This window comes from Duganella sp. SG902, from assembly GCF_013376005.1.
Classification (GTDB): Bacteria; Pseudomonadota; Gammaproteobacteria; order Burkholderiales; family Burkholderiaceae_D; genus Rugamonas.
The window spans coordinates 375,521-400,940 of sequence record NZ_JABMJK010000002.1 but is presented as its reverse complement, the minus strand read 5'-3'; the positions used below and the strand labels follow the sequence as shown (position 1 = coordinate 400,940).

Below are 25,420 nucleotides of genomic sequence, written 5' to 3'. Positions count from 1 at the left end.
TGGTCAGCCGGTCCCACCTAATACCTCACAGGAGTAAATTAACATGGCAGCTAAAGAAGTAATCTTCGGCGACGCAGCGCGCGCCAAAATGGTTGAAGGCGTTAACATTCTGGCTAACGCAGTGAAAGTCACCCTGGGCCCGAAAGGCCGCAACGTGGTGCTGGAGCGCTCGTTCGGCGCCCCAACCGTGACCAAGGACGGCGTGTCGGTCGCGAAAGAAGTCGAGCTGAAAGACAAGCTGCAGAACATGGGCGCCCAGATGGTCAAGGAAGTCGCTTCCAAAACCTCGGACAACGCCGGTGACGGCACCACCACCGCGACCGTGCTGGCACAAGCCCTGGTACGCGAAGGCATGAAGTTCGTTGCCGCCGGCATGAACCCGATGGACCTGAAGCGCGGCATCGACAAGGCCGTCGCCGCTTCGGTGGAAGAGCTGAAGAAAATCGCCAAGCCAACCACCACCTCGAAAGAAATCGCCCAAGTTGGCGCGATCTCGGCCAACTCGGATTCGTCGATCGGCGAGCGCATCGCTGAAGCGATGGAAAAAGTCGGCAAGGAAGGCGTGATCACCGTCGAAGACGGCAAGTCGCTGAACGACGAGCTGGACATCGTTGAAGGTATGCAGTTCGACCGCGGCTACCTGTCGCCATACTTCATCAACAACCAGGACAAGCAAGTTGCCGCACTGGACAACCCATTCGTTCTGCTGTGCGACAAGAAAATCTCGAACATCCGCGACCTGCTGCCGATCCTGGAACAGATCGCCAAGTCGGGCCGTCCACTGCTGATCATCGCTGAAGACATCGAAGGCGAAGCGCTGGCCACCCTGGTGGTGAACAACATCCGCGGCATCCTGAAAACCGTTGCCGTGAAAGCCCCAGGCTTCGGCGACCGTCGCAAAGCCATGCTGGAAGACATCGCCATCCTGACCGGCGGTCAGGTGGTGGCTGAAGAAGTCGGCCTGACCCTGGAAAAAGTGACCCTGGAAGAACTGGGCCAAGCCAAGCGTATCGAAGTCGGCAAGGAAAACACCATCGTCATCGACGGCGCCGGCCAGGCTGCCGCCATCGAAGCGCGCGTCAAGCAAATCCGCGTGCAGATCGAAGAAGCGACCTCGGACTACGACCGTGAAAAACTGCAAGAGCGCGTGGCCAAGCTGGCCGGCGGCGTTGCCGTGATCAAGGTTGGCGCTGCCACCGAAGTCGAAATGAAAGAGAAGAAAGCACGCGTTGAAGACGCCCTGCACGCTACCCGCGCTGCTGTGGAAGAAGGCATCGTGCCAGGCGGCGGCGTGGCCCTGCTGCGCGCCCGCGCCAAGATCAAGGACCTGAAAGGCGACAACGCCGACCAGGACGCAGGCATCAAGATCGTGCTGCGCGCCATGGAAGAGCCACTGCGCATGATCGTGCAGAACGCCGGCGAAGAATCGTCGGTGGTGGTGAACGCCGTGCTGGCAGGCGAAGGCAACTTCGGCTACAACGCGTCGAACGGCACCTACGGCGACATGGTGGAAATGGGCGTGCTGGACCCAGCCAAAGTGACCCGTTCGGCGCTGCAAAACGCCGCCTCGATCGCTGGCCTGATGCTGACCACCGACTGCATGATCGCTGAAGTGGTGGAAGACAAGCCAGCCGGCGGTATGGGTGGCATGGGCGGTATGGGTGGCATGGGCGGCATGGACGGCATGATGTAATTCTGCCGGCCGGCTTCTCCAGCCAGCCAATCGCAAAGCCCGCGCAGGCCTCGGCCGCGCGGGCTTTTTTGTTACACTTATGGAATGTCCTCCCGCAAACGCTCCCTCCTCGCCGCCAGCGGCGCCCACGCCGTGCACGACGGCCTCACCGATCTGATTTACGTTTTACTGCCGATCTGGCAGGCCCAGTTCGCCATCAGCTACGCCATGATCGGCTTGCTGCGCGCCTCGTATTCGGGCGTGATGGCGAGCTTCCAATTGCTGGCCAGCCGCCTGGCGAAGCGCTGGGGCCGCGAGCGTATGCTGATCGGCGGCACCGCGCTGGCCGGCGTGGCCTACCTGATCGCCGGCCAGGCCGGCGGCCTCGCCACGCTGCTGGTCGCCCTGATGCTGGGCGGGCTGGGCGCCAGCACCCAGCATCCGCTGGCGTCGTCGCTGGTGACCGATGCGTACGAGCCTGGCGGCGGCGTCAAGGAGGCGCTGTCGCAGTACAACTTCGCCGGCGACATCGGCAAGACCCTGATACCCGGCGCGGTCGGCTTGTTGCTGGTGGTAGTCAGCTGGCAGACCAGCGTCACCTTGATCGGCCTGCTCGGACTGGCGGCGGCCTTGCTGCTGTGGTGGCTGATTCCCTCGTCGCAGCCGGCCCATGCCGGCGGCGCGGTCAAGGCCGCCAAGGCCCACGCCGGCCGCGCCGGCTCGGTGGGCGGTCTGCGCGCGCTGCTCGCCACCGGCACGCTGGACAGCACGGTGCGCATGGGCTTCCTGACCTTCCTGCCATTTCTCCTGAAGAGCAAAGGCGCGGGCACGGCCGGCATCGGCGTGGCCATGTCGCTGCTGTTCGTGGGCGGCGCGTTCGGCAAGCTGCTGTGCGGCTACCTGGGCGCCCGCATCGGCATGATGAAGACCGTGTGGGCGACCGAGTCCGCGACCTCGCTGTGCATCGTGGCGGCGGTGTTTCTGCCGCTGGCCGGCGTGATGGTGATGCTGCCCCTGCTGGGGCTGGCCCTGAACGGCACCTCCTCGGTGCTGTACGGCGCCGTGCCCGAACTGGCCGCGCCGGGCAAGCGCGAGCAGGCGTTTGCCTTGTTCTACACCGGCACCATCGGCGCCGGCGCCTTGTCGCCGGTGCTGTTCGGCCGCGTCGGCGACGTGATGGGCGTGCCGGTGGCCTTGCTGTCGCTGGCGGCGCTCCTGTTGCTGACGCTGCCCCTATCGTGGCGCGTCCAAAAATCTCTCTGAGCTAGAATGGGCGCTCCCTATCTGAGGAGTACAGCATGGAAACTCAAGAACTGCACCGTGGCCGCCTGATCGATCACATCCAGCTGGTCGTGCGCGACCTGCCCGCCTCGCAAAAATTCTATAGCGCGATTTTCGAAGTGCTGGGCATCCCCATCGGCGGTACCGCCGACGATTATTTTTGGGCTGACGAATTATTTGTGTCCACCGCGGACAGCCAGGCCGCGCAAGGCGCGCTGACCGGCAGGCACCACCTGGCCTTCCAGGCCCGCGACCGCGCCATGGTCGACGCGTGGTACAAGGCGGCGCTGGCCAACGGCGGCAAGGACAATGGCGCGCCCGGCGAGCGCCCCTACCACCCCGGCTACTACTCCGCCTTCGTGCTCGACCCGGACGGCAACAACATCGAGGCCGTGTTCCACGGCGCAGCCAAGCGCAGCGCGCCGTCGGTGCACATCACCTTTTAATCGTCGAGCGCGGCGGCGCAACGCTTGAGCAGCTCGCACAGCGTCCTGGCCTCGTCGGCCGAGAGGCGGGAGAGCATGCGCCGCTCCACCGCGTCGGCCGCTTTCGCGCCATCGGCCACGGCCTTCCGACCCGCCGGGGTCAGCTCGGTCATGATCACCCGGCCATGCTCCGGGTGCGGATTGCGCACGATCAGTCCGCCGCGTTCCAGATTGACCAGTATGCCCTGCATGGTCTGCGGCGTGACGAAGGCCGCGCGCGCCAGCTCGGCATTCGAGATGCGCGGATTCCCGGCCACGGCCAGCAGCACGGCATTCTGCGGCGCCGTGATGCCGAGCCGCGCCAGTTCCGCATCGAGCCGCTGCCGCAGCCGATGCTGTGTGATCTTCAGGTTATAGCCGATCCAGTCAGTGCCGCGCCGTGGCGCTTGTTTCTCCATTGACATATCAGGGGCCTTACATTAGTATCAGGGTACTGATATTACTTGAAAGGATCTGGCATGACAACCATCACCCCTCCAATCGGCCCCGACTTCATCGCCCTGCAAGTGCGCGACCTGGCCGCCTCCCGCAAGTTCTACCTGGAGACCTTTGGCTTCGAAGCGTCGGCGCACTGCCCTCCGGGCGCGGCCATCTTCAAGACCGCGCCGATTCCGCTGGCGCTGCGCGAACCGCTGCGCCAGCTGCCGGAAACCGGGCCGCTGGGGGTGGGCATGGTGCTGTGGATCGCCTGCGCCGACGCCGATGCCATGCACGACGCCATCGTGCAGCGCGGCGGCGCGATTCTGAGTCCGCTGGCGGACGGGCCTTTCGGCCGCTTCTTCGTCGCCGCCGATCCAGACGGCTACGCCATCACCTTCCACACCGCGCGCGGCTGACTGCAGGCTACTGACAGGAACTGACAGGGCGGCTGAATAGAATGGGTTTCACTTTTCTTTCAGGAGACTCTCAATGAAACCGAACACTGTCAGCGCCGTCGCCCACCTCAACTTTCGCGGCCAAGCGCGCGATGCGCTCAACTTCTACCAGTCCGTGTTTGGCGGTGAAGTGATGGCGATGAGCTACAAGGATTTCGGCCAGGTCACCGACGAGGCCGAGGCCGACCAGCTGATCTGGGGCCAGGTGGCGGCCGACAACGGCTTCCGCGTCATGGCCTACGACGTGCCATCGGCAACGCCCTACCATCCGGGCCAGAACGCCTTCCTGGTCGCGCTGGAAACCGAGACGCCGGAGCAGGTCAGCGCCTACTGGGACAAGATCGCCAACGGCGCCACCATCACTGTGCCGCTAGCGCCAGCACAGTGGACACCGCTGTTCGGCATGCTGACCGACCGCTTCGGCACTAACTGGGCGCTCAGCGTGGCCATGCCGCAGAACGGCTAAACATAAGTCGCGTCCGATGCGCAAGTAGCAGGCGATCCGTAAGAATATCGCCTGCATCGCCAATCTCGACGGCATATTTATTGAGTGTTTCCTTGTCAATCTCATCGAGCGGCTTGCCTTCCTGCTCTTCTATGCCAGCCAGTATTGCCAGCGTGATGGCTCTACTTTCTGGACCGGGAACAGATGATGGCGCATCAAAAAAAAAGTCGCGCCTCATCTCTCTGGGCCAATCCAACTCATTAAAAGCCCGGAAACAGTAGAACAAGCCTTCATTGGCTACATCAAAGGGGTAAGACTCGACATACGCAAGGATATTCATCATCATCCTCCAGCTAAAGTTCGAAGGCATCAAAGAACTCACGAGGCAAATTCTCTACGATATATTCCTCAGATAACGGATTCGCTCGCTGCCAGACTGCAACACGTTTGAACAAACCCGAGGCAGGTTGGAAGGGGATAACAAGCATTAATGGACTAAATTTCTCGATCTGGGATACCCGGGCAATCCGCACAATTTCCAGATAATCGACATCGTTAATGGTACCTTCTTTGCGCTTGAGAGCAGCGCCTTTCTGAATGCCTCGCCGGATATCTCTCACTTTCGCTGAGTGCAAGTCGCCAGTATCAATATCTTTTCTTAGGCCCCAATAGATATCTCTAGGATTAGAGCTCGGCGGCACGAAGTTTTGTAGGCTCAACGATGAGAAAGCATCGAAATACGGCGTACACCAGGCATAGTGCTTATTCCCGTAATACCGCTCACAAATGTGATACGACAGCCAAGAGCTACAAGAATAGTAAATGTGCTTGTTATTCATGCGATGACCTCCGCCGAAGACAACTGCCTCCGGTGTAGCACAGGTGGCAGTGTCGGTGGATGATCCGCGTCAAGCGTCGTGATACGTTGCTTCGAGCTCTTCGCGGCGCGGGGCGTCGGCCAGGTGGAGGATGAGGGTGGTGTTGAGGTCGTGCGCAGGGTGGATGGCGCGGTGGCGGGCGAACCAGAAGGCTTCCTCCAGCTCTTCATCCTCATGCGCGGTGACGAAGACTTTCTTCGCCTCCGGCACGTCTTCGTAATTGACCGCTTCCTGCGCCGCATCGTCGATCGCTTCGCGCCACTGGTCGCAATCCTTGCCCCACGCCAGCGCGTACAGGCAGCCGGATGCGATCAGCCAGCGGCTGACGTCCCACATCATGGTCTCATGCACATCGGCTTCAATGACAAGGACCGTTTTAAATTGACGCATGCCTTCCAGCGCCGGGAGGTCGCTGGAAGGAGAAAGATGCAGGTATTTGAGGGCGGAATTCAGCATGGCGGCATTTTCTCCCGATCCGCCGAATCCCGCAAGCGGCCTAGAACGGATCCAGCGCCATCGTGAACTTGCCGCTGGCGTCCATGGCGCCCATGGTGTAGCCCTGCCAGCCTGGATAGGCCTGCGGCTCCCAGTAGAACACGCCCAGGCCGTTCGAGCCCAGCGCCTTGGTTTTGTTCAGCAAATCGGCCAGCATGGCTTTCGAGGTGGCCGCCTGGGTCCAGTCCATGCCCACCTCGGTCACCATCACCGGCTTGGCGTAGCGCGACACCATGTCCCACATATTGGTGGAGATTTTGTTGTTGTAGTTGGCCCAGTCCGACGCCGGCGGATAATGCGACATGCCGATCACATCCCACTTCGCGCCCGCCCCTTTCACGCCATCGAAGAACCAGCGGAACACGGCGTTGTCGTAACCGTTCGCCAGGTGCAGGATCACCTTGGCGTTCGGATACACGGCCTTGGCCGCGTTGTAGCCGTTGTTGATCAGGCCGGCCAGGTTGCTGAAGCTGGTGGTCTTCCCTTCCGGCCACAGCATGCCGCTATTGATCTCGTTGCCGACCTGAACCCATTCGACTGTGATGCCGTTGGACTTCAGGTAATTCAGGATGCCGTAGGTGTGCGAGTAGACATCGCTGTTCAGCTGCGCCAGCGTGTGGCTGGCCCAGGCGGCCGGCTTGGTCTGCTGGCCGGGATCGGCCCAGCTATCGCTGTAATGGAAATCGATCAGGATGCGCTGGCCTTGCGCGGCGGCGCGCTTGGCCTTGTACAGCACGTCGGCGCCATCATTCCAGCCGCCGCTCGGATTGACCCACACGCGCAGGCGGATCGCGTTGACCTGCAGGTTTTTCAGCAGCACAAACGGATCGGTCTTCACCGCGCTGCTGTTGTAGAACGAATAGCCGCTCGATTCCTGCTGGCTGACCCAGCTGACATCGGCGCCATTGGCAAAGGTGGCGCCGCGCGCGGACAGGGCGAACGCCAGCCCGCATGCTGCGAACAGCAATGCTTTCAACTTCATATCGTCTCCAGTGTTTTTAGTTTTAAAGGGATGAACACATCCCTGCCGCTTCACGCGGCATATTGCTACAGCGGGGTACAGCAGAGATGTCTGGTTAGCCGAAGCGCGCGGCAGGCACGCCGGCCACGTCGACCCGCACGGCAAACACGGCGCCGGTCAGCGGATGGGCTGCCAGCTGTTCCGGCGTGTTGTCTTCGCGCGCGGTGGTGATGTACAGGGTTTTCAGATCGGCGCCGCCGAAGGTGCACGAGGCGGGATTGCGGACCGGCACGGCGATGGTTTCCAGCAGCTCGCCCGACGGCGCATAGCGGCACACGCGGCTGCCGCCCCACTGCGCGATCCACACGCAGCCTTCGCTGTCGACCGTCATGCCATCCGGCGAGCCTTCGCCTTCGCCAAACTGGCGCCACACGCGCGGCTCGCCCAGCGTGCCGTCTGCCGCCAGCGGATAGGCGTAGGTGCGGCCCTCGTAGCTGTCGGTGTGGTACATGGTGGCGCCATCCAGGCTGAAGGTCGGACCGTTGCAGATGTGGTAGCCGTCATCCATCGCGTGCAGCGAGTGGTCGGTGTCCAGCCGGAACAAGGTGCCGATGGCTTGCGCGTAATCGGTGTTGTGCATGGAGCCGGCCCAGATACGGCCGGCGCTGTCGACCTTGGCGTCATTCATGCGCAGGCCGCTGCCTTCGGGGAATGGACGGTGCAGGTACTCGATGCGCAGTTCCGGCTCCAGCCACACACGGGCGATGCCGTCGCGCAGGCCGGCCATGAAGCCATCGCCGTCGCGGCGCGCGATCAGCCAGCAGATGTAGTCCGGCATGGTCCAGCTGCGGCGCTGACCGCTGACCACGTCCTGCGAGTGCAGGGTCTGGTTTTTCAGGTCGACAAAGTAAAGACGGTTCTGTTCCGCCACCCACAGCGGGCCTTCGCCCAGTTGCGCGCCAACTTCCCACAGGCACTGCACGTCATGTTTGCTCATCGTATGGATTTCCCTTTATGCGGCCAGAGCGCGCCAGGTGGCGACGAAGCTCTCTGCGCGTTCTTTCAATTGTTCCAGCGTCACGCCCGGCGTGTACAGGTTGCCGCCTATGCCGAACCCGGTGGCGCCGGCCTTCACCCACGCCGCCATCGTCTCAGGCGAGACGCCGCCCACCGGCCACACCGGCGTGCCGGCTGGCAGCACGCTTTTCAGCGCCTTGATGCCGCCATGGCCGACCGACTCGGCCGGGAAGATTTTCAGCGCATGGGCGCCGGCGTCCAGCGCGGCGAACGCCTCGGTCGGGGTGGCCACGCCCGGCGCGCAATACATGCCCAAGTCGGCCGCGCGGCGGATCACGGCCGGCACGCAGTTGGGCGACACCAGCAGGCGGCCGCCGGCCGCGTGCACGGCTTCCACGTGCTCGACGTTGAGCATGGTGCCGCCGCCGACGAGCGTGTCCGGCAAGCCCAGCTTGACGATGGAGGCGATCGCCTCGATCGCGCCCGGACGGTTGAGCGGCACTTCCAGCGCGCGGAAGCCGGCCGTGTGCAGCACCTTGGCGACATCGACCGCCTCGGCAGGATTCAAGCCGCGCAGGATGGCCACCAGCGGCGTGGTTGGATGGGATGGAGTGGTCATGATTAAGCCTTGAGGAATTGGGAAACGGCGGTGCAATACACCTGATGTGGGTCGAGCACGGTACAGTTCAAGCCGAAATGCTTGGCGGCCACGGCATAACGCGCCGCCAGCGCCGGCGAACCGATCACGGCAATGCCCTGCCCTTCGGCCGCGCGCGCGGCGGCGGCGAACTCGGCGCCGATCAGCAGGCCGCTGACGGTGGCCGCCGCCTGCTCGGCCGGCGCCGAGCGCGACACCACGCCGGCGCGCACGCGGAACAGGGAATTCGACAGCGGCTCGTGTTTGGCCGCCTGGTTGAGGCCGGCGGCGAAGCCCTCGGCGTTGGACGTATCGCCGTCCATCATGACGGACAGCGTGCCGCCCTTGGACAGCATGGCGAACAATTCGCCGGTCATGTAGGTGGCGAACGACTGGATCACGCCGTCGCGCAGCAGCACCCACTTGCTGTGGGTGCCCGGCAGCACCAGCCAGCCGTCGCGATGGCCTTGCAGCACGGCGCCCAGCAGCTGGGTTTCCTCGCCGCGCATGACGTCGGCCGAGGGGCCGTTGCGGTAGACATAGCCGGGCACGATGTGCGCGCGGCCGGCCCAGGCCGGATCGGTGACGGCGGCCAGGTGCCGCGGCAACTCCTCCAGCGGCACCGAGGCGTCGAGATAGGCGACCTCCTGCCAGCCCGAGGCGCTGCCCACCATGCCGGACATGAGGACCGGCACGTCATCCGGCAACTGCATGGCCGCCAGCACGCCGGCCAGCGAGGGGCCAAACTTGTCGCGCCCGCCCACGGCCAGCATGCCCTGGCCGTCTTCATGTTCGGCCAAGCAGGCGCCGTGTTGATCTATCAGGTAGGCGCGGCGATTGCTCGTCCCCCAGTCTATCCCCAAAATTTGCTTGTTCACTCAGCGTTTCCTTTACTCATACTGCATCGATGTTACGAAAAAGCCACCTCAACAGCCAATGAATTATCTCGCCAGAGTAATACCAAAATAGTATAGACGGCGCGCGCAAAGCCGCCAAAAAGTTGCCCCTGAGATGCCTTTGGTTTAGTATGGCCGACAATAAAATGTCTCAGCTATTCTCCCCCATGGAATCAAGCAAGCAGTCCTCCCGCAAACTGATACTCGCCGGTGTCGCGACGACGGTCATTGCGCTGGGTTTGGCCGTCTGGTTCGCCACGCCATCGGCCGAATCGCAGGTGACGGTCAAGGTGCCTGTGGCGGCGTCGGCCAGCGCCAGCAAGGCCGCCTCGGCCGCCAAGCCCGCCCCGGCCGCCGCGCCGCATCGCGCGGCGGAGATCAAGGACCCGGCGCCGCCGGCCGAGCCCAAGCCCATCCGCACCAAGGAACAAGGCGCGGCCGCCCTGATGGCCTTGCCGGAACTGCAAGCCTGGTCGGCGCTGATTGAAAAGAATTCGGGGGGCAAGGCCCACGGCGGCCTGCTGGAATACGACCCCATGCAGCGCAAGCTGAACGGCAAGAGCTACTGGCAGTTCAGCTACGTGGAAAACAGCGCCGAGTCGGCGTTGCGCTGGGAAAGCTTCCTGGTCTCGTCCAGCGATGATGAAATCCTGGTGGAAGACGCCACCAACGACGAAGTGATCAGCCTGGCGCGCTGGCGGCGTGAGAAACATCCGGCCAAGCGCACCAGCATCGACAACCAGGCCGCGCACTAAGCCGCCTTCACCTCGCCCACCGGCGCCGCCTTGAGCGCGGCGCCGCGCACCTGCCCCACCCACAGCACCGTCAACACGGCCATGCCGGCCGCGATCCAGCCGTTCAAGCCGTAGCCACTGATGTGGCCGGACACCTCCGTATGCAGCGTCAGCCCGCCCAGCAGGGCGCCGAGACCGGTGCCCACCTGCTGGATGGCGGCGTTGGCGCTGAGGAAGGCGCCGCGCCGGCCGGGATCGGGCACCGTGGTCATCAAGGCCTGCATCGGGATATTGCGGCCCGAGGCCAGCACCATGAAGAACGGGAAGAACAGCATCACCGCCACCAGCGGCATCACCGGGATATGGGTGATGAACAGCACCGGCAGGATGAACAGCAGCGAGACGACGCGGTACACCTTCTGCGCGCCGTAACGGTCCGACCACTTGCCGATCATGCGGGCGGTGAAGAAGGTCGCCAGGCCGCCGGCCAGGTAGACGTAGGTGATCTGCGCCGGCTGCAGGCCGACGTTGCTCACCAACACAGGCGAGATGAAAGGAATCACCATCATGCCCGTCATCATATTCACCACCGACAGCAGGAAGGCCTTGAGGTGCATCGGCTCCCGGTACAGCGAAATCAGATTGGGCACCATGGCCGACAGCGGCACGCGGTTGGGCAGATGGCTGTCCAGCGCGGGCAGGATGCGCGCGGCCAGCAGCAGGATCGGCAGCGAGCACAGCACCAGGATATAGAACGGCGAGGCCCAGCCATAATGGGCGGCCAGCATCACGCCGGTCGGCACACCGGCCACCGAGGCCATGGCGAACGAGGTCATCACCACGCCGGTGGCGGCGCCGCGCCGGTGTGCCGGGATCAGATCGCCAATGATGGCCATCACGATGGCGCCGAGGATGCCGCCGGTCAGCCCGGCGAACGCGCGCGACAGCACCAGCACATGGAAATTGGGCGCGGCCGCACAGGCCAGGTTGGACAGCGTGAACAGCGCGAACACCGTCAGCAGCAGCTTGCGGCGGTTGAAGCGGTCGATATACATGGCGGCGGCCAGGCCGGAAATGCCGGCGCACCAGGCGTAGGCCGACACCGCGCCGGAGACGGCGGCCGGTTCGATGTGGAAGGCCTGCATCAGCTGCGGCGCCAGCGGCATCATCACCATGAAATCCATGATGACGGTGAACTGCGTCAGCGCCAGCAGCCACAGCACGACGCGTTCGCGGGCCGGGGTCAGTTCGGCGCTCATAAGGCGTTGATATCGGCGACGGCCTGGCGCAGGATGGCGCGGATTTGCTCGATCCGTTCGTGGCTGTGATTGCTGGCGCGGGCCTGCTCAATGGCGGCGTGTTTCAGCTCGTGCATGGCGGCGCGCAGGCCTTCGCGGTGCTCATCGGCCTCGGCCATGCGGGCCAGGATGGCGTCGACGAACTGGCGGTTTTCGGCCAGGAAAGCCTCGCCGTCGGGGGTGATGGTGTGCAGCTTCTTGTTGCCATCGGCCGAGGCGACCACGTGGCCCATGTCCAGCAGCATGGACAGCAGCGGATAGATGGCGCCGGGGCTGGGCGAATAGCCGCCGCCCGAGCGCTGCTCCAGCTCCTTGATAATTTCATACCCATGACGCGGCTTTTCCGCGATCAGCTGCAGCACGACATAGCGCATGGCGCCGGCGTCGAACATCTTCGGACCGCGGCCGCCGCCGCGCGGTCCGCCATGATGGTGGTGAGAATGCATGATGAACCCCTTAAGATATAACTTAATAAGATATATCTTAACCCATTTCAGAGGGAGTTCAAGTATCGATTTGTAAATCCGGGGTCAGGTCCTCCATTTCTACACGAGCCCAGCGGTAGGCGTGTCTACCGCTGGGCTCGTGTAGAAATGGAGGACCTGACCCCGGAGTTTTAGCCGTCGAGGTGGGAGATCAGCAGGCGGCGGTTTTCGGCGGCGTCGCCGGTTTTGTGTTCGACCACCAGGCGCGAGTTCTGCGCGTCCAGCGAGATGCCTACCGACAGGATGTCGATCAGCAGCAGCTGCAATATCCGAGAAATCATCGACAGGAAGGTGGTGCTGTCCTCGGTGTGGTCCACCGTCAGGCACACGCTGGCTTTCTTCGCCAGCGGCGAGTTGCTGGCGGTGATGGCGATCACGTCCGCCCCCGCCGCCCGCGCCGCGTCCACCGCCGACAGCAGGTCCGGCAGCTTGCCCGAGTTGGAAATGGCGATCACAACGTCACCCGGTTTCAGCAGCTCGGCCGCCAGCGTCAGCAGGTGCGAGTCGCCATACGCCGAGGTCGGAATGCGGAAGCGGAAGAATTTGTGCTGCCCGTCCAGCGCCACCACGCGCGAATTGCCCATGGCGTAGAACTCGACGCGCTTGGCCTTGGCCACCAGCGCGATGGCCTTGTCCAGCGAACGCACGTCCAGCTGGTCACGGAATTTCAGAATCGCGGACACGGTGTTGTCGATCACCTTGGCGCTCAGGTCGTGCGTGCTGTCGCTCACCCGCACCTGGCTGTGACGCACAGGAATCGCGCCGGTCAGGCTGCTGGCGAACTTCAGCTTGAAGTCGGCCAGGCCAAGGAAGCCCAGCGACCGGCAGAAGCGGATCACGGTCGGCTGGCTCACTTCGGCCAGACGCGCGATGTCGGCGATTGGCTCGTTCAGCACCAGACGCGGCTGCTCCAGCACCAGCTGCGCCACGCGCTGCTCGGCCGGCGTCAGTTCGTGCTGCAGATGCTGCACGCGCTCCATCAGGGTGTTGGCGCCGCTGCGGCCGCGCAGGTGTTCGGACAGGATCGTCGCCACGCCGTAGAACGCCGGGTTCGGCGTGGTAATCACATAGGTCGGAATCTCGGCCAGGTAGCTGGTGAAACGGCCCTTGGCCTCAAAGCGCGCGCGGAACGGCGAGGTGGTGAACCAGTCGCCCAGCCGCGGCACGATGCCGCCGCCGATGAACATGCCGCCAAACGCGCCCAGCGTCACGGCCAGGTTGGCGGTGGCGCCGCCCAGCATGGCGCAGAAGCATTCCAGCACTTCCAGGCACAGCGGGTCTTTATCGGTCAGCGCGCCGGCGATAATTTCCTGCGAAGTCAGGTCGCGCACCTGGCGGCCGTTGCGCTTGGCGATGGCGCGGTAGATGATTTCCATGCCGGGGCCGGAGATCAGGCGCTCGGTCGAGACGTGGGACCAGGTCTGCCAGGCGTATTGCAGGATGGCGTATTCGCGCTCGTCGGCCGGCGCGAAGTTGGTGTGGCCGCCCTCCGAACCCAGCGTGACAAAGCCATCGACGGTGGGAATCACGCCCGACACGCCCAGGCCGGTGCCCGGCCCCAGCACGCCGATCACGGAGTTGGAGGCTGGCTTGCCGCCGCCCACCTGCATCAGGTCGGCCGGCTTCAGGCCCGGCAGCGACATCGCCAGCGCGGTAAAGTCGTTCACCACCAGCAGCGTGTGCAGGCCCAGCGCGCGGCGCACCTCGTCGGTGGAGAATTCCCAGTCGCGGTTGGTCATGCGGATGTAGTCGCCGCTGACCGGGTTGGCCACCGCCAGCGCCGCGTGGTTCAGGTTGACGCCGGTGTGGTCGGACAGGTAGGACCGCAGCATGGCCACGATGTCAGGATAATCATCGCATTTCAGGACGCGCACCGCGCGGAATTCGCCGGGCGCGGTCTGCAGGGCGAATCGGGCATGGGTGGCGCCGATGTCGGCCAGCAGGCGCGGGCCGTCCGCAAAGGCGGTGCGATTGAGTTTTTGATCCACTTCTGCTTGTTTCATCGTCGTTTCAGTCAAAACAGTTGGCGGAAGCATACCTGAAATGTTGAGTTCCCACTACGTCATTCCGGCGCAGGCCGGAATGACGTTTATTGTACGTAGCCGAACCACGCGCCGTAGGCCGGCAGCTGCACCTTGCCGCCGTCCGCCGTGCCCGGCAAGCCGTGGCCCTGCAGCGGCTCGGCGCCGATACTTTGCGGCAGGTCCACGGTCTGGGCCTCGCCGCTCAGATTGAACACGGCCAGGATGCCGCGCTCGCCTTCCAGATCGCGGCGCAGCGCCAGCACCTGATCCTGCGTATCGAAGAAGGCGATATCGCCGCGCAGCAGTTGCGGGTGCTTGCGGCGCCAGGCGATGAAGGCGCGGGTGAAGGCCAGCGACGATTCCTGATCCCGCTCCTGCACCGAGGCCGCCTTGGCCAAGTGATCCGGCGACACCGGCAGCCACGGCTTGCCGGTGGTGAAGCCGCCATTGGCCTCGCTGGTCCACGCGATCGGCGTGCGGCAGCCATCGCGGCCCTTGAACTCCGGCCAGAAGGTGATGCCATACGGGTCCTGCAGCAGCTCGAACGGCACGTCGGCCTCGGCAAACGCCAGTTCGTCGCCCTGATACAGGCATGGCGTGCCCTTCAGCGACAGCTGCATCGCCAGCGCCAGCTTGGCGAACGCCTGCGGCGCGGCCGGGCCGCCCCAGCGGGTCGCCACGCGCTGCACGTCGTGATTGCCGACCGACCACGAGGCCCAGCCGCCCTTCACGCGCGCCTCGAACGCCTCCACCTGCTTGCGGATGTAGTGCGAGGAGCACTGCGGCACCAGCAGGTTGAAGCTGTAGGCCATTTGCAGCTTGTCGCCGCCGGCGGTGTACTCGGCCATCACGGCCAGCGAATCGTCCGCGCCCACCTCACCGATCGACACGGCCTGGTACTCATTCAGCAGCGCGCGCAGTTTTTGCAGGAACGGCAGGTTCTCCGGGCGGGTCTTATCGTAGATGTGGGCCTGCATGCCGTAAGGGTTCACGTCCGACACGGTGGCGGTGTCGCGCACCGTGGCCGGCGGATTGCTGCGCAGTTCCAGATCGTGGAAGTGGAAGTTGCAGGCGTCCAGTCGGATGCCGTCCACGCCGCGCTCCAGCCAGAAACGCAGGGCGTCCAGGTGGGCCTGCTGCACTTCCGGATTGTGGAAGTTCAGCTGCGGCTGGCTGACCAGGAAGTTGTGCATGTAGTACTGACGGCGGCGGGTGTCCCATTGCCACGCCGAGCCGCCGAACACCGACATCCAGTTGTTGGGCGGATTGCCGTCCGGCGCCGGATCGGACCAGACGTACCAGTCGGCTTTGGGGTTGTCGCGGCTGGAGCGGCTCTCCTTGAACCAGGGGTGTTCTTCGGCCGTGTGGGCCATCACCTGGTCGATCATGATTTTCAGGCCGAGGCTGTGCGCCTTGGCGATCAGCGTGTCAAAGTCGGCCAGGGTGCCGAACAGCGGATCGACGTCGCAGTAATCGGAAATGTCGTAGCCGAAGTCCTTCATCGGCGACTTGAAGAACGGGGAAATCCAGACGATGTCCACGCCCAGCGATGCGATATAGTCCAGTTTTGCCGTAATCCCCGGCAGATCGCCAACGCCATCGCCGTTGCTATCCATGTAGCTGCGCGGGTAAACCTGGTAGATGATCGCTTCGCGATACCAGTCTGGGGAGTGCGGCGACACTTGAGTAAGTTGCTTAGTCATAAGAGAATCCGGGGTGGCTGTCTGGTGGGATTGTTTTTTGTAGAGAATATACATCAGGAAAACTGATTTTTCAATCAGCGACGGACTTAACGAATATCACAAATAATCGTTAAAAAACATAGACTTAAGTATTTTAATCCAAATACTTGAGATAAAAAATAGTAGTCAAACTACACACTACAGGAGCGGACTAGTGAGCAATATCACCGGCAACGGGCCGATGCCCCGGCAAATTCCCTACATCATCGCCAACGAAGGCTGCGAGCGTTTCAGCTTTTACGGCATGCGCAACATCCTCACCCCTTTCCTGCTGAGCACCCTGCTGCTGTTCATTCCGGTCGGCGACCGCACGGCCGAAGCCAAGCACGTGTTCCACACCTTCGTCATCGGCGTCTACTTCTTCCCGCTGCTGGGCGGCTGGATCGCCGACCGCTTCTGGGGCAAGTACAAGACGGTGTTCTGGTTCAGCCTGATCTACGTGGCCGGGCATGCCTGTCTGGCGATCTTCGAGCACAATCTGGAAGGCTTCTACCTCGGGCTGGCGTTGATCGCGTTCGGCTCGGGCGGCATCAAGCCGCTGGTGGTGGCGTTTGTGGGCGACCAGTTCGACCAGACCAACAAGAACCGAGCCAAGGTGGTGTTCGACGCCTTCTACTGGATCATCAACTTCGGCTCCTTCTTCGCCTCGCTGCTGATGCCGGTGTTCCTGCGCGACTACGGCCCGGCGGTGGCGTTTGGCATTCCCGGCATTCTGATGGCGATTGCCACGCTGGTGTTCTGGATGGGCCGCAAAAAGTATGTGCACGTGCCGCCGTCCGCGCCAAATCCGGATTCGTTCAGCAGCGTGGCACGCACCGCCCTGCTGGCGCGCGTGGAGGGTCAATCCCGTCCGGGCCTGATGGTGGCCGGCGCCGGCGCGCTCGGCGCGGTGGTCTCGCTGTGCATGACGCCATCATGGGGCTTCGTTATCGCGGCCTGCACGGCGCTGGTGCTGCTGCTGGCGTTTGGCGGCATCGGCATCTCGATGCAACTGGACCGCGCACGCGGCAAACATACCGATGAAGCGGTGGAAGGCGTGCGCGCCGTGCTGCGCATCCTGATCGTGTTCGCCATGATCACGCCGTTCTGGTCCCTGTTCGATCAGAAGGCCTCCACCTGGATCGTGCAGGCCAACTCGATGGACAGCCCGCTGCTGTCGATCTTCGGCTGGGAATTCAAACTGCTGCCGGCGCAGATGCAGGCCGTGAATCCGATTCTGGTGATGCTGCTGATCCCGTTCAACAACCTGGCGCTGTTCCCGCTGATGCGCATGGTCGGCATCACGCCGACGCCATTGCGCCGCATGGGCATGGGCATCGCGTTCTCGGCATCCGCGTGGGTGGTGATCGGCATGATCCAACTATGGATGGATGGCGGCGATCACGTCTCCATCCTCTGGCAGCTGCTGCCCTATGCGCTGCTGACGCTGGGCGAGGTGCTGGTCTCCGCCACCGGCCTCGAATTCGCGTACAGCCAGGCGCCGGCCGCGATGAAAGGCATCATCCTGAGCTTCTGGTATCTGGCCGTCACGGTGGGCAACCTGTGGGTGCTGATCGTGAACGCGGGCGTGAAGAACGACATGGTGAGCGGCTGGATCGCCAACAGCGGCCTGAGTCCGATCGCTTTCCAGATGTTCTTCTTCGCCGCCTTCGCCGCCGTAGTCGCCGCCATCTTCGCCCTTTACGCCCTCCGCTACAAGATGGTCGATAATTACCGAAAAACAGCATAAGCAAAGCGAAGCAGCCATGGCCATTTCTCTGGCCAGGCGCACAGGCAAGAAGCCAGATCAGTACGCACGGTGATTGCGTCGAGCCATTCGGCTCAGCTCTCGCTCCGCCTCAACAACAATATGTTCCTTCGACCGCATACCTACTCCGGGCATGTGTGTTGAGTATTGATCCGGCAATGCTTGCGCATCCGCGAGCGCCTCCTGGTAATGTGTGAGTTTCAATCTCGCCGCCGCACGGAAGAGATGACACGAATTCTTGTAATGCGTGTTGCGAACAGCTTTACTCAGCTCAAGTGACGCAGTGAACGCCGCTTCCGCCTTCGCCATTCCGCCTAGTTTGAAGTACAGGATACCAAGCGCATGGAAATCTGCCGGCTCGCCAGGATCATGCGAAGTGACAAACTCCATGTCACTTATCGCATCCGATACGTTCCCTTGATATTCAAACACTGCAGCCCTTTGGCGATGCCCGGCAACAGACGTCGTGGATTCTTCAATCAGCCAGCTACACAAAGCCAGTGCCTCAGTACTTTGGCTCTTTAACGCAAGATCGTACGCCGCCCGCAAGATTACCTCAAGCTCGTGATCTGATTGTGGTCGCTCAAACTTCATAGCAATGCCTTGTCTTCATTTAACCCTGTTACCGCCGCATGCTTGACTTACCAGCCCACGGGCACACTCTTCAACATCCGTGTAGCCGCCTGTCACACCCGCAGTAGATCTTCGTTTACGCCGTCCCGCACGCTGCTGCATCTGGTCATAGATTAAAACACGACAATGAACACGGGCCGCTGTCCACTCTTTCTCGCAGTCTGCACTCAAGTGTGCCAAATACCCACGAGGGATATTATTCCCATTTTTAAGCTTTTTGCACACAATAGCACCCTCCATATCGACCATGCTGACGCTGGAGTGGCTGGCCATTCTTGAGTGGTCGCAAACTCTGCAGAGAAGTATCAAAACACCAGATTCTGGAGTACCATAGCCGCCTGTTATTTTGGAGGCGGAATATGGATGGTAAGCGCGTCGCGATGGTCGGTTTGGGAGGCGCACTGGCGCTGTGTTCTTTGGCTGCTTCGGCAGCCCCGGCGCCGGTTCTTGCTGATTGCGACGGCGCCTTCGCCACCACGCTGCATGCCGCTCCCGCCTTCGACGCGCGCGCTTATTGGCTCAACCGCCAGCTGATGAAATGGCCGGGCGTGGACGCCACCAGCGGCGTTTTCAAGTTGTACTACTCCTCCACCGCGCTGATGCGCGCCGCCCCCGGCGCGCGCGTGACCGGCGAGGACGGCGTCATCACCCTGTCGCGCTTCGACGGCACCGTGCCGGCGGCTGTGGCGCAGCGCTTCAAGTTTGTCGGCGACGGCGCGGTGTTCAGCGTGCCCGACGCCGCGCGACTGCTCACCCACCAGGTGCTGATCGTGCGCGAGGCGGAAGACGGCAAGGTGCTCGACGTCACCTCGCTGCAGATCGCCGGCGCGCTGGATGATGTCTACGCCGGCGCGGCCAAGGTGAATGATCTCGGCGTCACCGTCGGTGCGCGCGACGCCGGCTTCAAGCTGTGGGCGCCGACCGCGCAAAACGTCGCGCTGTGCACCTACGCCAGCGGCGGCGGCAAGGCCACCGCCATCACACCGATGCAGCGCGACGACAGCACCGGCATCTGGTCCGCCCGCGCGCAAGGCCAGTATTACCAGTACCTGGTGGACGTGGTGACGCCGAGCGCCGGCGTGGTGCGCAACCTGGTCACCGATCCCTACTCCGTCAGCCTGACCACCGACTCCACCCGCAGCTACGTGGCCAACCTGAACGCGGCCAAACTGAAACCGGCCGGCTGGGACAGCACGCCCTCGCCCAACCGGGTCGCGGCGCAGACCGACATGACGGTGTACGAACTGCACGTGCGCGACTTCTCGATCAACGACAGCACCGTCAGCGCCGCCAACCGCGGCAAGTACACCGCCTTCACCGAAACCAGGTCCAACGGCATGAAGCATCTGGCCGCGCTGAGCAAGGCCGGCATCACCGACATCCACCTGCTGCCTGTGTACGACTTCGGCAGCGTGCCGGAACAGGGCTGCGCCGATCCGGAGATCGCGGTGGCGGAACCGGATAGCGACGTGCAGCAGGCGGCCGTGGCAAAGGTCAAGTTCAAGGATTGCTACAACTGGGGCTACGATCCATCCCACTACAACGCGCCGGAAGGCAGCTACAGCACCGACCCCGCGGACGGCGCCAAACGCATCATCGAGTTCCGCCAGATGGTGCAAGCCCTGCACAAGGCCGGCCTGCGGGTCGGCATGGACGTGGTCTACAACCACACCTACGCCGCCGGCCAGAACGAGAAGTCGGTGCTGGACCGCGTGGTGCCCGGCTACTACCACCGCCTCAACGCCAAAGGCCAGATCGAGCGCTCCACCTGCTGCGACAACACCGCCACCGAAAACCTCATGATGGGCAAGCTGATGGCGGACTCGGTCGCGCTGTGGGCGAAGCAGTACAAGATCGATTCGTTCCGCTTCGACCTGATGGGCCACCAGCCGCGCGCGGCGATGGAACAGATCCAGGCCCGCGTCGGCAAGAAGATCAATCTGATCGGCGAAGGCTGGAACTTCGGAGAAGTGGCGGACGGCGCGCGCTTCGTGCAAGCCTCGCAGCTGTCGCTGAACGGCAGCGGCATCGGCACCTTCAGCGACCGCGCGCGCGATGCCGTCCGTGGCGGCGGCGCCGGCGACAGCGGCGTGCAACTCATCGCGCGGCAAGGCTATATCAATGGCCTGGTGTACGACGCCAACGAGCAGGCGGGCCAACGTCCGGCCAGCGATCTGCTGGCGGCCGCCGACATGGTCAAGGTCGGCCTGGCCGGCACCATCCGCAGCTACCCGCTGACCATCGCGGACGGCAGCACCGTCAAACTGCAGGACATGGTCTACGGCGGCAACCAGCCGGCCGGCTACGCCAGCGAGCCGGGTGAAACCGTCAACTACGTCGAGAACCACGACAACCAGACGCTGTACGACATCAACGCCTTCAAGCTGCCGCAAGCCACCACCGCGCGGGAACGCGCGCAAGTGCAGATGCTGGGCGCCGCCATCAACGCCTTCAGCCAGGGCGTGGCCTACTTCCACGCCGGCTTCGACATCCTGCGTTCCAAGTCGCTGGACCGCAACAGCTTCGAATCGGGCGACTGGTTCAATCGACTGGACTGGAGCTACCAGGACAACTACTACGGCACCGGCCTGCCGCCGGAGGCCGACAACGGCAAGGACTACGCCCTGCTCAAGCCCCTGCTGCGCAACGCCGCAATCAAGCCGGCGCCGGAGGACATCGCCTACGCGCGCGACGCCTTCCGCGACCTGCTGGCGATCCGCTCCAGCAGCACCCTGTTCCGCCTGCGCACTTCGGAAGACATCAGGCAGCGCCTGCGCTTCTTCAACACCGGCCCGTCGCAGGTGCCGACCGTGGTCGCCGCCCGCATCGACGGCAAAGGCTACGCCGGCGCGCGCTTCAAGGCCGTCACCTACCTGATCAACGTCGACAAGGAGCTGCGGCACGTCACGGTGGACGAGGACAAGAACCGCAAGTACAAGCTGCATCCTGTCCACACCAGCATGACCGCGGCGGACAAGCGCGTGGCGTCGGAAGCCAAGTACGACAAGATCAGCGGAACCTTCACTCTTCCACCCCGCAGCGCGGTCGTTTTCGTTGAAAATTGATGGAGGCGAAAACCATCCCCGTCCAACGTCGCCATCACCGCGCAGTAAGTGCATAAACAAGCTCGAATTACTTCGTTGTCTGACAACTGAGCGTCCTTTAGAGTCGCTCACTCACTGAGACTACAACAGGAGCAAGTATGAGCATGTGGCACAAGATCGCCGCGTTGTCGGCGCTCGCGCTGACGTCGGGCGCGCAGGCGGCAACCTACTACGTTGCGCCGAACGGCAGCGACGCCAGCGCCGGCACCATCGCGGCGCCCTGGAAATCCATCGCCCGGGCGCAGGACGCCGCCGCGCCCGGCGACACCATCTACTTCCGTGGCGGCGACTACGTCTACACCGCGTCGCTGGCCAGCTGCGCCAGCAAGACCGACGTGGTTTCGGCCATCACGCTGGACAAGAGCGGCGAGCAGGACAAGCCGATCCGCTACTGGGCCTATCCCGGCGAGACGCCGGTGTTCGATTTCTTCGGCATCAAGGACAACTGCCGCGTCAAAGGCTTCAACGTCACCGCCAACTACCTGCACCTGAAAGGCCTGGAACTGAAAGGCGCGCCGCAGCAACCGGATAATCTGCTGAACAACGAGTCGTGGGGCATCTGGGTCAAGGGCAGCAACAACATCTTCGAGCTGCTGAACACCCACCACCACATGGGCCCCGGCTTCTTCCTCTCCAACGGCAGCTACAACCTGGTGCTGAACGTCGACTCACACCACAACTACGACCCATACAGCAAATCCGGCGCCGGCCAGAACGCCGACGGCTTCGGCGCCCACATCAAGGCCAACAACCCGGGCAATGTGTTTCGCGGCTGCCGCGCCTGGGCCAACACCGATGACGGCTATGACCTCATCAACGCCTACTCGCCGGTGCTGATCGAGAATTCGTGGGCGTGGCTGCACGGCTACCTGCCCGGCACCACCACCTCCATCCCGGCCGGCAATGGCAACGGCTTCAAACTAGGTGGCTACAGCGGCGTATATCAGCCGAACGCGCCGGTGCACACGATTCGCTTCTCGGTGGCGTTCAAGAACAAGGCCAACGGCTTCTATGCGAATCACCACCCGGTCGCCAACCAGTACTACAACAACACCAGCACCGCCAATGGCGCCGGCTTCAATATGCTGGGCATCGACTCCGCCAACGCGGCGGTCTCTCTCGGCGTCTTGCGCAACAACGTGGCGCTTGAGAACACGCCGGTCGCCAACGTCGGCGGCGCGGACGTCGCCAACAACAGTTGGAGCCTGCCGGTCAGCGTCACGGCGGCCGACTTCCAGAGCGTGTCCACCGAAGGCTGGGATGCACCGCGCCTGCCGGACGGCAGCCTGCCACAGCGCCCCTCGCTGCATCTGGCGGCGGGCAGCGATTTGATCGACAAGGGCGTCAACCTCGGCCTGCCGTTCAGCGGCGCCGCGCCGGACCTGGGCGCGTTCGAGGGCAGCACGCCGGTCACGCTGTACAACGACGTCACCGCCAGCGTGAAGATCGTGCAATCGGGCCTGACGCTGGATCGCGCCACCCAGAAGAGCAAGGGCACGGTGACTTTCACCAACAGCTCGAACGCCACCATCAGCGGCACCCTGCTGTTCCGCGCGGACTACCTGACCGACGGCGTCACGCTCGATAACCCGAGCGGCACGCAAGGCGGCGCGCCAACACTGGCATTGCCGGTGACGGCGCTGGCGCCCGGCCAGAGCGCCAGCGTCACCACCATCTTCAGCAATCCCCAGCGCCTGAGCGTGGGCTACCTGCCCAAGCTGCTGGCCGGCACGCGCTAAGGAGAGGTCATGTCCATCCTGAAGAAACTGCTGGCGGCATGCGCGTTCGCGCTGGCCTGCGGCGCCGTGCAGGCCGCGCCGCAAACCTATCACGTCTCACCCACGCCATGCTGGCGGCGGGCCTGCTGCTGACGGCGGGCGCGCGCACCCGCCGTCGCTTATAGCTCGACCTTCAGCCGAGCGACCACGCTGCGTTCCGCGCCCGGCACCACGTACAGGTTGCCCCATGAGTTGCTGTAGTACTCGCGGTTGAACAGGTTGTTCACGTCCAGCGACAGGCGAACGGTCTTGTTGACCTGCCAGTAACCGAGCAGCTTGGCCGTGGTGTAGGCCGGCAGCGAATAGGTGTCGGCCGTGTTGCCGGCGCGATTGCCAACGTAGTTGGCGCCGCCGCCCACGCCCCAACGCCCGCCGCCTTGCAATGCCGCCTCGCGGATCAGCAGCAGGCCGGCGCTGGTCTTCGCCACGTTCATCAGTCGTGCGCCCACCGGCAGCGTCCTGTCCTTCGCCACACGCGCGTCGATCCACGAGAAGTTGGCGGTCACGCGCCAGTTGTCGTTGATCTGGCCGAACGCATCGGCTTCAAAGCCGCTGCTTTTCACCTTGCCCGCCGCCACCGAGTAGCCCGGCACATCGCTGGCCGTCAGCACGTTGGTCTTGGTGATGTCGAACACCGCGAAGTTGGCGCCCAGGCGCTCGTCCAGCGTTTGCAGCTTGAGGCCCGCCTCGTACGAGGTGGAATGCTGCGGATCGAAAGCCTTGCCACTGATGTCGGTGCCGCTGTTGCCGCGGAAGGATTTCCCGGCCGAGACGTACCACGAGCTCCACGCGTTGGGCAGATACGACACGCCGGCGCGCGGCGACACCGCGTTCTGCCGCTGGCGCGTATCGGTCTTGGCGACGCGGTTGATCACGTGCTGCTTGTACTCGTCCCAACGCAGCCCGCCCAGCAGCTTCCATTGGGGCGACAGACTGAGTTGATCCTGCACGAACAGCGCCTTGACGCGCTGCTGCTCGTCCGAGCTGGTGGTCAGCAACGTCAACGCCGGCGCCGGCTTGCCGTACACCGGGTTGTAGATATCGATCGGGTAATTGGCCGAGCGCAAGATCTCCATGTTCATGAACAGGCTGGAGGCCTCGGCGCCCAGCAGCACCGTGTGGCCAATGCCGCCGGTATCGAACTTGCCCTCCAACTCCGCCTGCAGCGACGCGTCGCGCGAAGGCAGCGTGCGCCACGTGGCCTGGCGGTTCAGTGTGCGGTTGTCGGCGGCCAGCGAGGTCGCCTCGGTGTAATTGCCGTCGAAGGTGCTCTCCTTGTAGCTGGCGCCAAGCTTGGCGCGCCAGCTGTCGGAGAGCGCGCGTTCCAGCGTCAGTTGATGCGTGTCGCTGGTCAGGTGCATCTGGCCGTCGGACGGCTCGTTCAGGACGCGGTCGCGCGGCAAGGTCCCCAGTACCCCGCGCACATTGATCAGGCCACGGTCGAGCGGCGTATCGGCGCGCAGGAATTCCGCTTCATAGTTCAGGGTTGTGGCGTTGTCGATGCGCCAGGTCAGCGCCGGCGCGATCAGGTGACGTTTGTTGTCGAGCAGGGAGGAGCGGCTCATGCCCTCCTCCGCCATCACGTTGAGACGGTAGGCCACGCTGTCGCTCAGGGCGCCCGTGCTGTCCAGCGTCGCGCGGCGCAGGCCACGGCTGCCGACGCTCGCCTCGGCCACATTGTGCGACGAGAACAGCGGCTTCTTGGTGACGATGTTGATGGTGCCACCCGGCTCGCTGCTGCCGTACACCGCCGACGCCGGGCCCTTGAGGAATTCAAAGCGCTCCACGGTGGCGGTGTCGCGCGGCGGATTGTAGCCGCGCGAACCGGCGAAGCCATTGACGAGGAAGCCCATGTCGGTGCTGCTGAAACCCCGGATGCCGAAGTTGTCCCAGGTGCCGCCAAAGTCATTCAGGCGCGAGATGCCGCTGACGTAATCGACCGTGTCCGCCAGCCGCAGCGCACCGATGTCCTCGATCTGCTGCTGCGTCATCACGCGCACGGCCTGCGGCACTTCGCGCAGCGGCGTGTCGGTGCGGGTGGCGCCGCTGCTATGTTTGGGATAGTAGTAATCGGCGCCGCGGTCGCCCGACACCGTCACCTGCTGCATCGGCAGGTCGCCATCCGGCTCGGCGCCGTCCTGCGCAACCGCCAGCGACGAGGTGGAAAGGAGGCCAACAGCGAGCCACCGCGCCGGGGCGGAACTTCGTTTGCGAGACATGAAAAATCCGTAAG

General features: G+C 63.6%; 24 protein-coding genes. 10 read left to right on the top strand and 14 right to left on the bottom strand.

The window, feature by feature from the left end:
- Positions 1-43 precede the first annotated feature (43 nt).
- The 3 genes from groL (at position 44) to FHW83_RS05260 (ending at position 3,399) form a co-directional block, all read left to right on the top strand.
- Entirely contained in the window at positions 44-1,693 is a 1,650-nt protein-coding gene (gene groL, locus FHW83_RS05270) for a chaperonin GroEL (RefSeq protein ID WP_176645304.1), read from the top strand.
- A gap of 84 nt (positions 1,694-1,777) precedes the next feature.
- The gene (locus tag FHW83_RS05265; protein ID WP_176645303.1) at positions 1,778-2,935 is read left to right on the top strand and encodes an MFS transporter; all 1,158 of its coding nucleotides are present in this window, start codon (positions 1,778-1,780) and stop codon (positions 2,933-2,935) included.
- 35 nt (positions 2,936-2,970) lie between these two features.
- Positions 2,971-3,399: a VOC family protein gene (locus tag FHW83_RS05260; protein ID WP_176645302.1), complete on the top strand. Its 429-nt coding sequence runs from the start codon at positions 2,971-2,973 to the stop codon at positions 3,397-3,399.
- On the opposite strand, the gene FHW83_RS05255 is transcribed toward FHW83_RS05260, so the two are convergent.
- Positions 3,396-3,842, bottom strand: a complete 447-nt coding sequence (locus tag FHW83_RS05255) for a MarR family winged helix-turn-helix transcriptional regulator (RefSeq protein WP_176645301.1) — start codon at positions 3,840-3,842, stop codon at positions 3,396-3,398. The two genes, FHW83_RS05260 and FHW83_RS05255, sit on opposite strands and share 4 nt — an antisense overlap.
- Positions 3,843-3,896: 54 nt before the next feature.
- On the opposite strand from FHW83_RS05255, the gene FHW83_RS05250 reads away from it, so the two are divergent.
- Together FHW83_RS05250 and FHW83_RS05245 are read left to right on the top strand one after the other, a co-directional pair.
- On the top strand, positions 3,897-4,274 hold the full coding sequence (locus tag FHW83_RS05250; protein WP_218106111.1) for a VOC family protein: 378 nt from the start codon (positions 3,897-3,899) through the stop codon (positions 4,272-4,274).
- 73 nt (positions 4,275-4,347) lie between these two features.
- On the top strand, positions 4,348-4,779 hold the full coding sequence (locus FHW83_RS05245; protein WP_176645300.1) for a VOC family protein: 432 nt from the start codon (positions 4,348-4,350) through the stop codon (positions 4,777-4,779).
- Here the strand turns inward: FHW83_RS05245 and FHW83_RS05240 are convergent.
- From FHW83_RS05240 to FHW83_RS05210, 7 genes are all read right to left on the bottom strand, one after another.
- Complete coding sequence (locus FHW83_RS05240) at positions 4,751-5,098, bottom strand: hypothetical protein (protein WP_218106109.1); 348 nt, start codon at positions 5,096-5,098, stop codon at positions 4,751-4,753. The two genes, FHW83_RS05245 and FHW83_RS05240, sit on opposite strands and share 29 nt — an antisense overlap.
- A gap of 13 nt (positions 5,099-5,111) precedes the next feature.
- Complete coding sequence (locus tag FHW83_RS05235) at positions 5,112-5,597, bottom strand: hypothetical protein (protein WP_176645298.1); 486 nt, start codon at positions 5,595-5,597, stop codon at positions 5,112-5,114.
- 69 nt (positions 5,598-5,666) lie between these two features.
- Positions 5,667-6,092 carry a hypothetical protein gene (locus FHW83_RS05230; RefSeq protein ID WP_176645297.1) on the bottom strand — a complete coding sequence of 142 codons (426 nt, stop codon included), beginning with the start codon at positions 6,090-6,092 and terminating at the stop codon, positions 5,667-5,669.
- A gap of 40 nt (positions 6,093-6,132) precedes the next feature.
- Complete coding sequence (locus tag FHW83_RS05225) at positions 6,133-7,113, bottom strand: glycosyl hydrolase 53 family protein (RefSeq protein ID WP_176645296.1); 981 nt, start codon at positions 7,111-7,113, stop codon at positions 6,133-6,135.
- A gap of 94 nt (positions 7,114-7,207) precedes the next feature.
- Positions 7,208-8,089: an SMP-30/gluconolactonase/LRE family protein gene (locus FHW83_RS05220; protein ID WP_176645295.1), complete on the bottom strand. Its 882-nt coding sequence runs from the start codon at positions 8,087-8,089 to the stop codon at positions 7,208-7,210.
- A 15-nt stretch (positions 8,090-8,104) separates the two neighbouring features.
- A complete protein-coding gene (locus FHW83_RS05215; RefSeq protein WP_176645294.1) occupies positions 8,105-8,728 on the bottom strand; it encodes a 2-dehydro-3-deoxy-6-phosphogalactonate aldolase in 624 nt (207 codons plus the stop codon).
- 2 nt (positions 8,729-8,730) lie between these two features.
- Positions 8,731-9,624, bottom strand: coding sequence for a 2-dehydro-3-deoxygalactonokinase (locus tag FHW83_RS05210; protein WP_176645293.1), 894 nt, complete (start codon positions 9,622-9,624; stop codon positions 8,731-8,733).
- A 185-nt stretch (positions 9,625-9,809) separates the two neighbouring features.
- Between FHW83_RS05210 and FHW83_RS30590 the strand changes: the two genes are divergently transcribed.
- The gene (locus tag FHW83_RS30590) at positions 9,810-10,397 is read left to right on the top strand and encodes a hypothetical protein (RefSeq protein WP_229224027.1); all 588 of its coding nucleotides are present in this window, start codon (positions 9,810-9,812) and stop codon (positions 10,395-10,397) included.
- On the opposite strand, the gene FHW83_RS05200 is transcribed toward FHW83_RS30590, so the two are convergent.
- From FHW83_RS05200 to FHW83_RS05185, 4 genes are all read right to left on the bottom strand, one after another.
- A complete protein-coding gene (locus FHW83_RS05200; protein ID WP_176645292.1) occupies positions 10,394-11,635 on the bottom strand; it encodes an MFS transporter in 1,242 nt (413 codons plus the stop codon). The genes FHW83_RS30590 and FHW83_RS05200 overlap by 4 nt on opposite strands.
- Positions 11,632-12,120: a PadR family transcriptional regulator gene (locus FHW83_RS05195; protein WP_176645291.1), complete on the bottom strand. Its 489-nt coding sequence runs from the start codon at positions 12,118-12,120 to the stop codon at positions 11,632-11,634. Before FHW83_RS05195 ends, FHW83_RS05200 begins: the two co-directional genes overlap by 4 nt.
- A gap of 170 nt (positions 12,121-12,290) precedes the next feature.
- A complete protein-coding gene (locus tag FHW83_RS05190; RefSeq protein WP_176645290.1) occupies positions 12,291-14,162 on the bottom strand; it encodes a glucokinase in 1,872 nt (623 codons plus the stop codon).
- Positions 14,163-14,248: 86 nt separating this feature from the next.
- Positions 14,249-15,886, bottom strand: a complete 1,638-nt coding sequence (locus FHW83_RS05185) for an alpha-glucosidase family protein (RefSeq protein WP_176645289.1) — start codon at positions 15,884-15,886, stop codon at positions 14,249-14,251.
- A gap of 220 nt (positions 15,887-16,106) precedes the next feature.
- Here FHW83_RS05185 and FHW83_RS05180 point away from each other — a divergent pair, with 220 nt between their 5' ends.
- The gene (locus FHW83_RS05180; RefSeq protein WP_176645575.1) at positions 16,107-17,654 is read left to right on the top strand and encodes an oligopeptide:H+ symporter; all 1,548 of its coding nucleotides are present in this window, start codon (positions 16,107-16,109) and stop codon (positions 17,652-17,654) included.
- 57 nt (positions 17,655-17,711) lie between these two features.
- Here the strand turns inward: FHW83_RS05180 and FHW83_RS05175 are convergent, their stop codons facing one another.
- A complete protein-coding gene (locus FHW83_RS05175) occupies positions 17,712-18,266 on the bottom strand; it encodes a M48 family metallopeptidase (protein ID WP_176645288.1) in 555 nt (184 codons plus the stop codon).
- Between the two features lie 398 nt (positions 18,267-18,664).
- Between FHW83_RS05175 and pulA the strand changes: the two genes are divergently transcribed.
- The 3 genes from pulA (at position 18,665) to FHW83_RS31030 (ending at position 23,280) form a co-directional block, all read left to right on the top strand.
- Entirely contained in the window at positions 18,665-21,370 is a 2,706-nt protein-coding gene (gene pulA / locus FHW83_RS05170) for a pullulanase-type alpha-1,6-glucosidase (RefSeq protein ID WP_229224026.1), read from the top strand.
- Between the two features lie 137 nt (positions 21,371-21,507).
- On the top strand, positions 21,508-23,148 hold the full coding sequence (locus FHW83_RS05165) for a right-handed parallel beta-helix repeat-containing protein (RefSeq protein WP_176645287.1): 1,641 nt from the start codon (positions 21,508-21,510) through the stop codon (positions 23,146-23,148).
- 9 nt (positions 23,149-23,157) lie between these two features.
- On the top strand, positions 23,158-23,280 hold the full coding sequence (locus tag FHW83_RS31030; protein WP_255490413.1) for a hypothetical protein: 123 nt from the start codon (positions 23,158-23,160) through the stop codon (positions 23,278-23,280).
- A 26-nt stretch (positions 23,281-23,306) separates the two neighbouring features.
- On the opposite strand, the gene FHW83_RS05160 is transcribed toward FHW83_RS31030, so the two are convergent.
- The gene (locus tag FHW83_RS05160) at positions 23,307-25,406 is read right to left on the bottom strand and encodes a TonB-dependent siderophore receptor (protein ID WP_176645286.1); all 2,100 of its coding nucleotides are present in this window, start codon (positions 25,404-25,406) and stop codon (positions 23,307-23,309) included.
- Between the last annotated feature and the right edge of the window lie 14 nt (positions 25,407-25,420).

What these genes read in the sequence shown, in the direction of transcription:
- FHW83_RS05265 (WP_176645303.1), top strand. Translation starts at nt 1,778, where the DNA reads ATGTCCTCCCGCAAACGCTCCCTCCTCGCCGCCAGCGGCGCCCACGCC.
- FHW83_RS05215 (WP_176645294.1), bottom strand. Translation starts at nt 8,728, where the DNA reads ATGACCACTCCATCCCATCCAACCACGCCGCTGGTGGCCATCCTGCGC.
- FHW83_RS05240 (WP_218106109.1), bottom strand. Translation starts at nt 5,098, where the DNA reads ATGAATATCCTTGCGTATGTCGAGTCTTACCCCTTTGATGTAGCCAAT.
- FHW83_RS05175 (WP_176645288.1), bottom strand. Translation starts at nt 18,266, where the DNA reads ATGAAGTTTGAGCGACCACAATCAGATCACGAGCTTGAGGTAATCTTG.
- FHW83_RS05200 (WP_176645292.1), bottom strand. Translation starts at nt 11,635, where the DNA reads ATGAGCGCCGAACTGACCCCGGCCCGCGAACGCGTCGTGCTGTGGCTG.
- groL (WP_176645304.1), top strand. Translation starts at nt 44, where the DNA reads ATGGCAGCTAAAGAAGTAATCTTCGGCGACGCAGCGCGCGCCAAAATG.
- FHW83_RS05180 (WP_176645575.1), top strand. Translation starts at nt 16,107, where the DNA reads ATGCCCCGGCAAATTCCCTACATCATCGCCAACGAAGGCTGCGAGCGT.
- FHW83_RS05165 (WP_176645287.1), top strand. Translation starts at nt 21,508, where the DNA reads ATGAGCATGTGGCACAAGATCGCCGCGTTGTCGGCGCTCGCGCTGACG.
- FHW83_RS31030 (WP_255490413.1), top strand. Translation starts at nt 23,158, where the DNA reads ATGTCCATCCTGAAGAAACTGCTGGCGGCATGCGCGTTCGCGCTGGCC.
- FHW83_RS05190 (WP_176645290.1), bottom strand. Translation starts at nt 14,162, where the DNA reads ATGAAACAAGCAGAAGTGGATCAAAAACTCAATCGCACCGCCTTTGCG.
- FHW83_RS05160 (WP_176645286.1), bottom strand. Translation starts at nt 25,406, where the DNA reads ATGTCTCGCAAACGAAGTTCCGCCCCGGCGCGGTGGCTCGCTGTTGGC.
- FHW83_RS05220 (WP_176645295.1), bottom strand. Translation starts at nt 8,089, where the DNA reads ATGAGCAAACATGACGTGCAGTGCCTGTGGGAAGTTGGCGCGCAACTG.
- FHW83_RS05235 (WP_176645298.1), bottom strand. Translation starts at nt 5,597, where the DNA reads ATGAATAACAAGCACATTTACTATTCTTGTAGCTCTTGGCTGTCGTAT.
- FHW83_RS05185 (WP_176645289.1), bottom strand. Translation starts at nt 15,886, where the DNA reads ATGACTAAGCAACTTACTCAAGTGTCGCCGCACTCCCCAGACTGGTAT.
- FHW83_RS05260 (WP_176645302.1), top strand. Translation starts at nt 2,971, where the DNA reads ATGGAAACTCAAGAACTGCACCGTGGCCGCCTGATCGATCACATCCAG.
- FHW83_RS30590 (WP_229224027.1), top strand. Translation starts at nt 9,810, where the DNA reads ATGGAATCAAGCAAGCAGTCCTCCCGCAAACTGATACTCGCCGGTGTC.
- FHW83_RS05250 (WP_218106111.1), top strand. Translation starts at nt 3,897, where the DNA reads ATGACAACCATCACCCCTCCAATCGGCCCCGACTTCATCGCCCTGCAA.
- FHW83_RS05245 (WP_176645300.1), top strand. Translation starts at nt 4,348, where the DNA reads ATGAAACCGAACACTGTCAGCGCCGTCGCCCACCTCAACTTTCGCGGC.
- FHW83_RS05255 (WP_176645301.1), bottom strand. Translation starts at nt 3,842, where the DNA reads ATGTCAATGGAGAAACAAGCGCCACGGCGCGGCACTGACTGGATCGGC.
- FHW83_RS05225 (WP_176645296.1), bottom strand. Translation starts at nt 7,113, where the DNA reads ATGAAGTTGAAAGCATTGCTGTTCGCAGCATGCGGGCTGGCGTTCGCC.
- FHW83_RS05195 (WP_176645291.1), bottom strand. Translation starts at nt 12,120, where the DNA reads ATGCATTCTCACCACCATCATGGCGGACCGCGCGGCGGCGGCCGCGGT.
- pulA (WP_229224026.1), top strand. Translation starts at nt 18,665, where the DNA reads ATGGATGGTAAGCGCGTCGCGATGGTCGGTTTGGGAGGCGCACTGGCG.
- FHW83_RS05230 (WP_176645297.1), bottom strand. Translation starts at nt 6,092, where the DNA reads ATGCTGAATTCCGCCCTCAAATACCTGCATCTTTCTCCTTCCAGCGAC.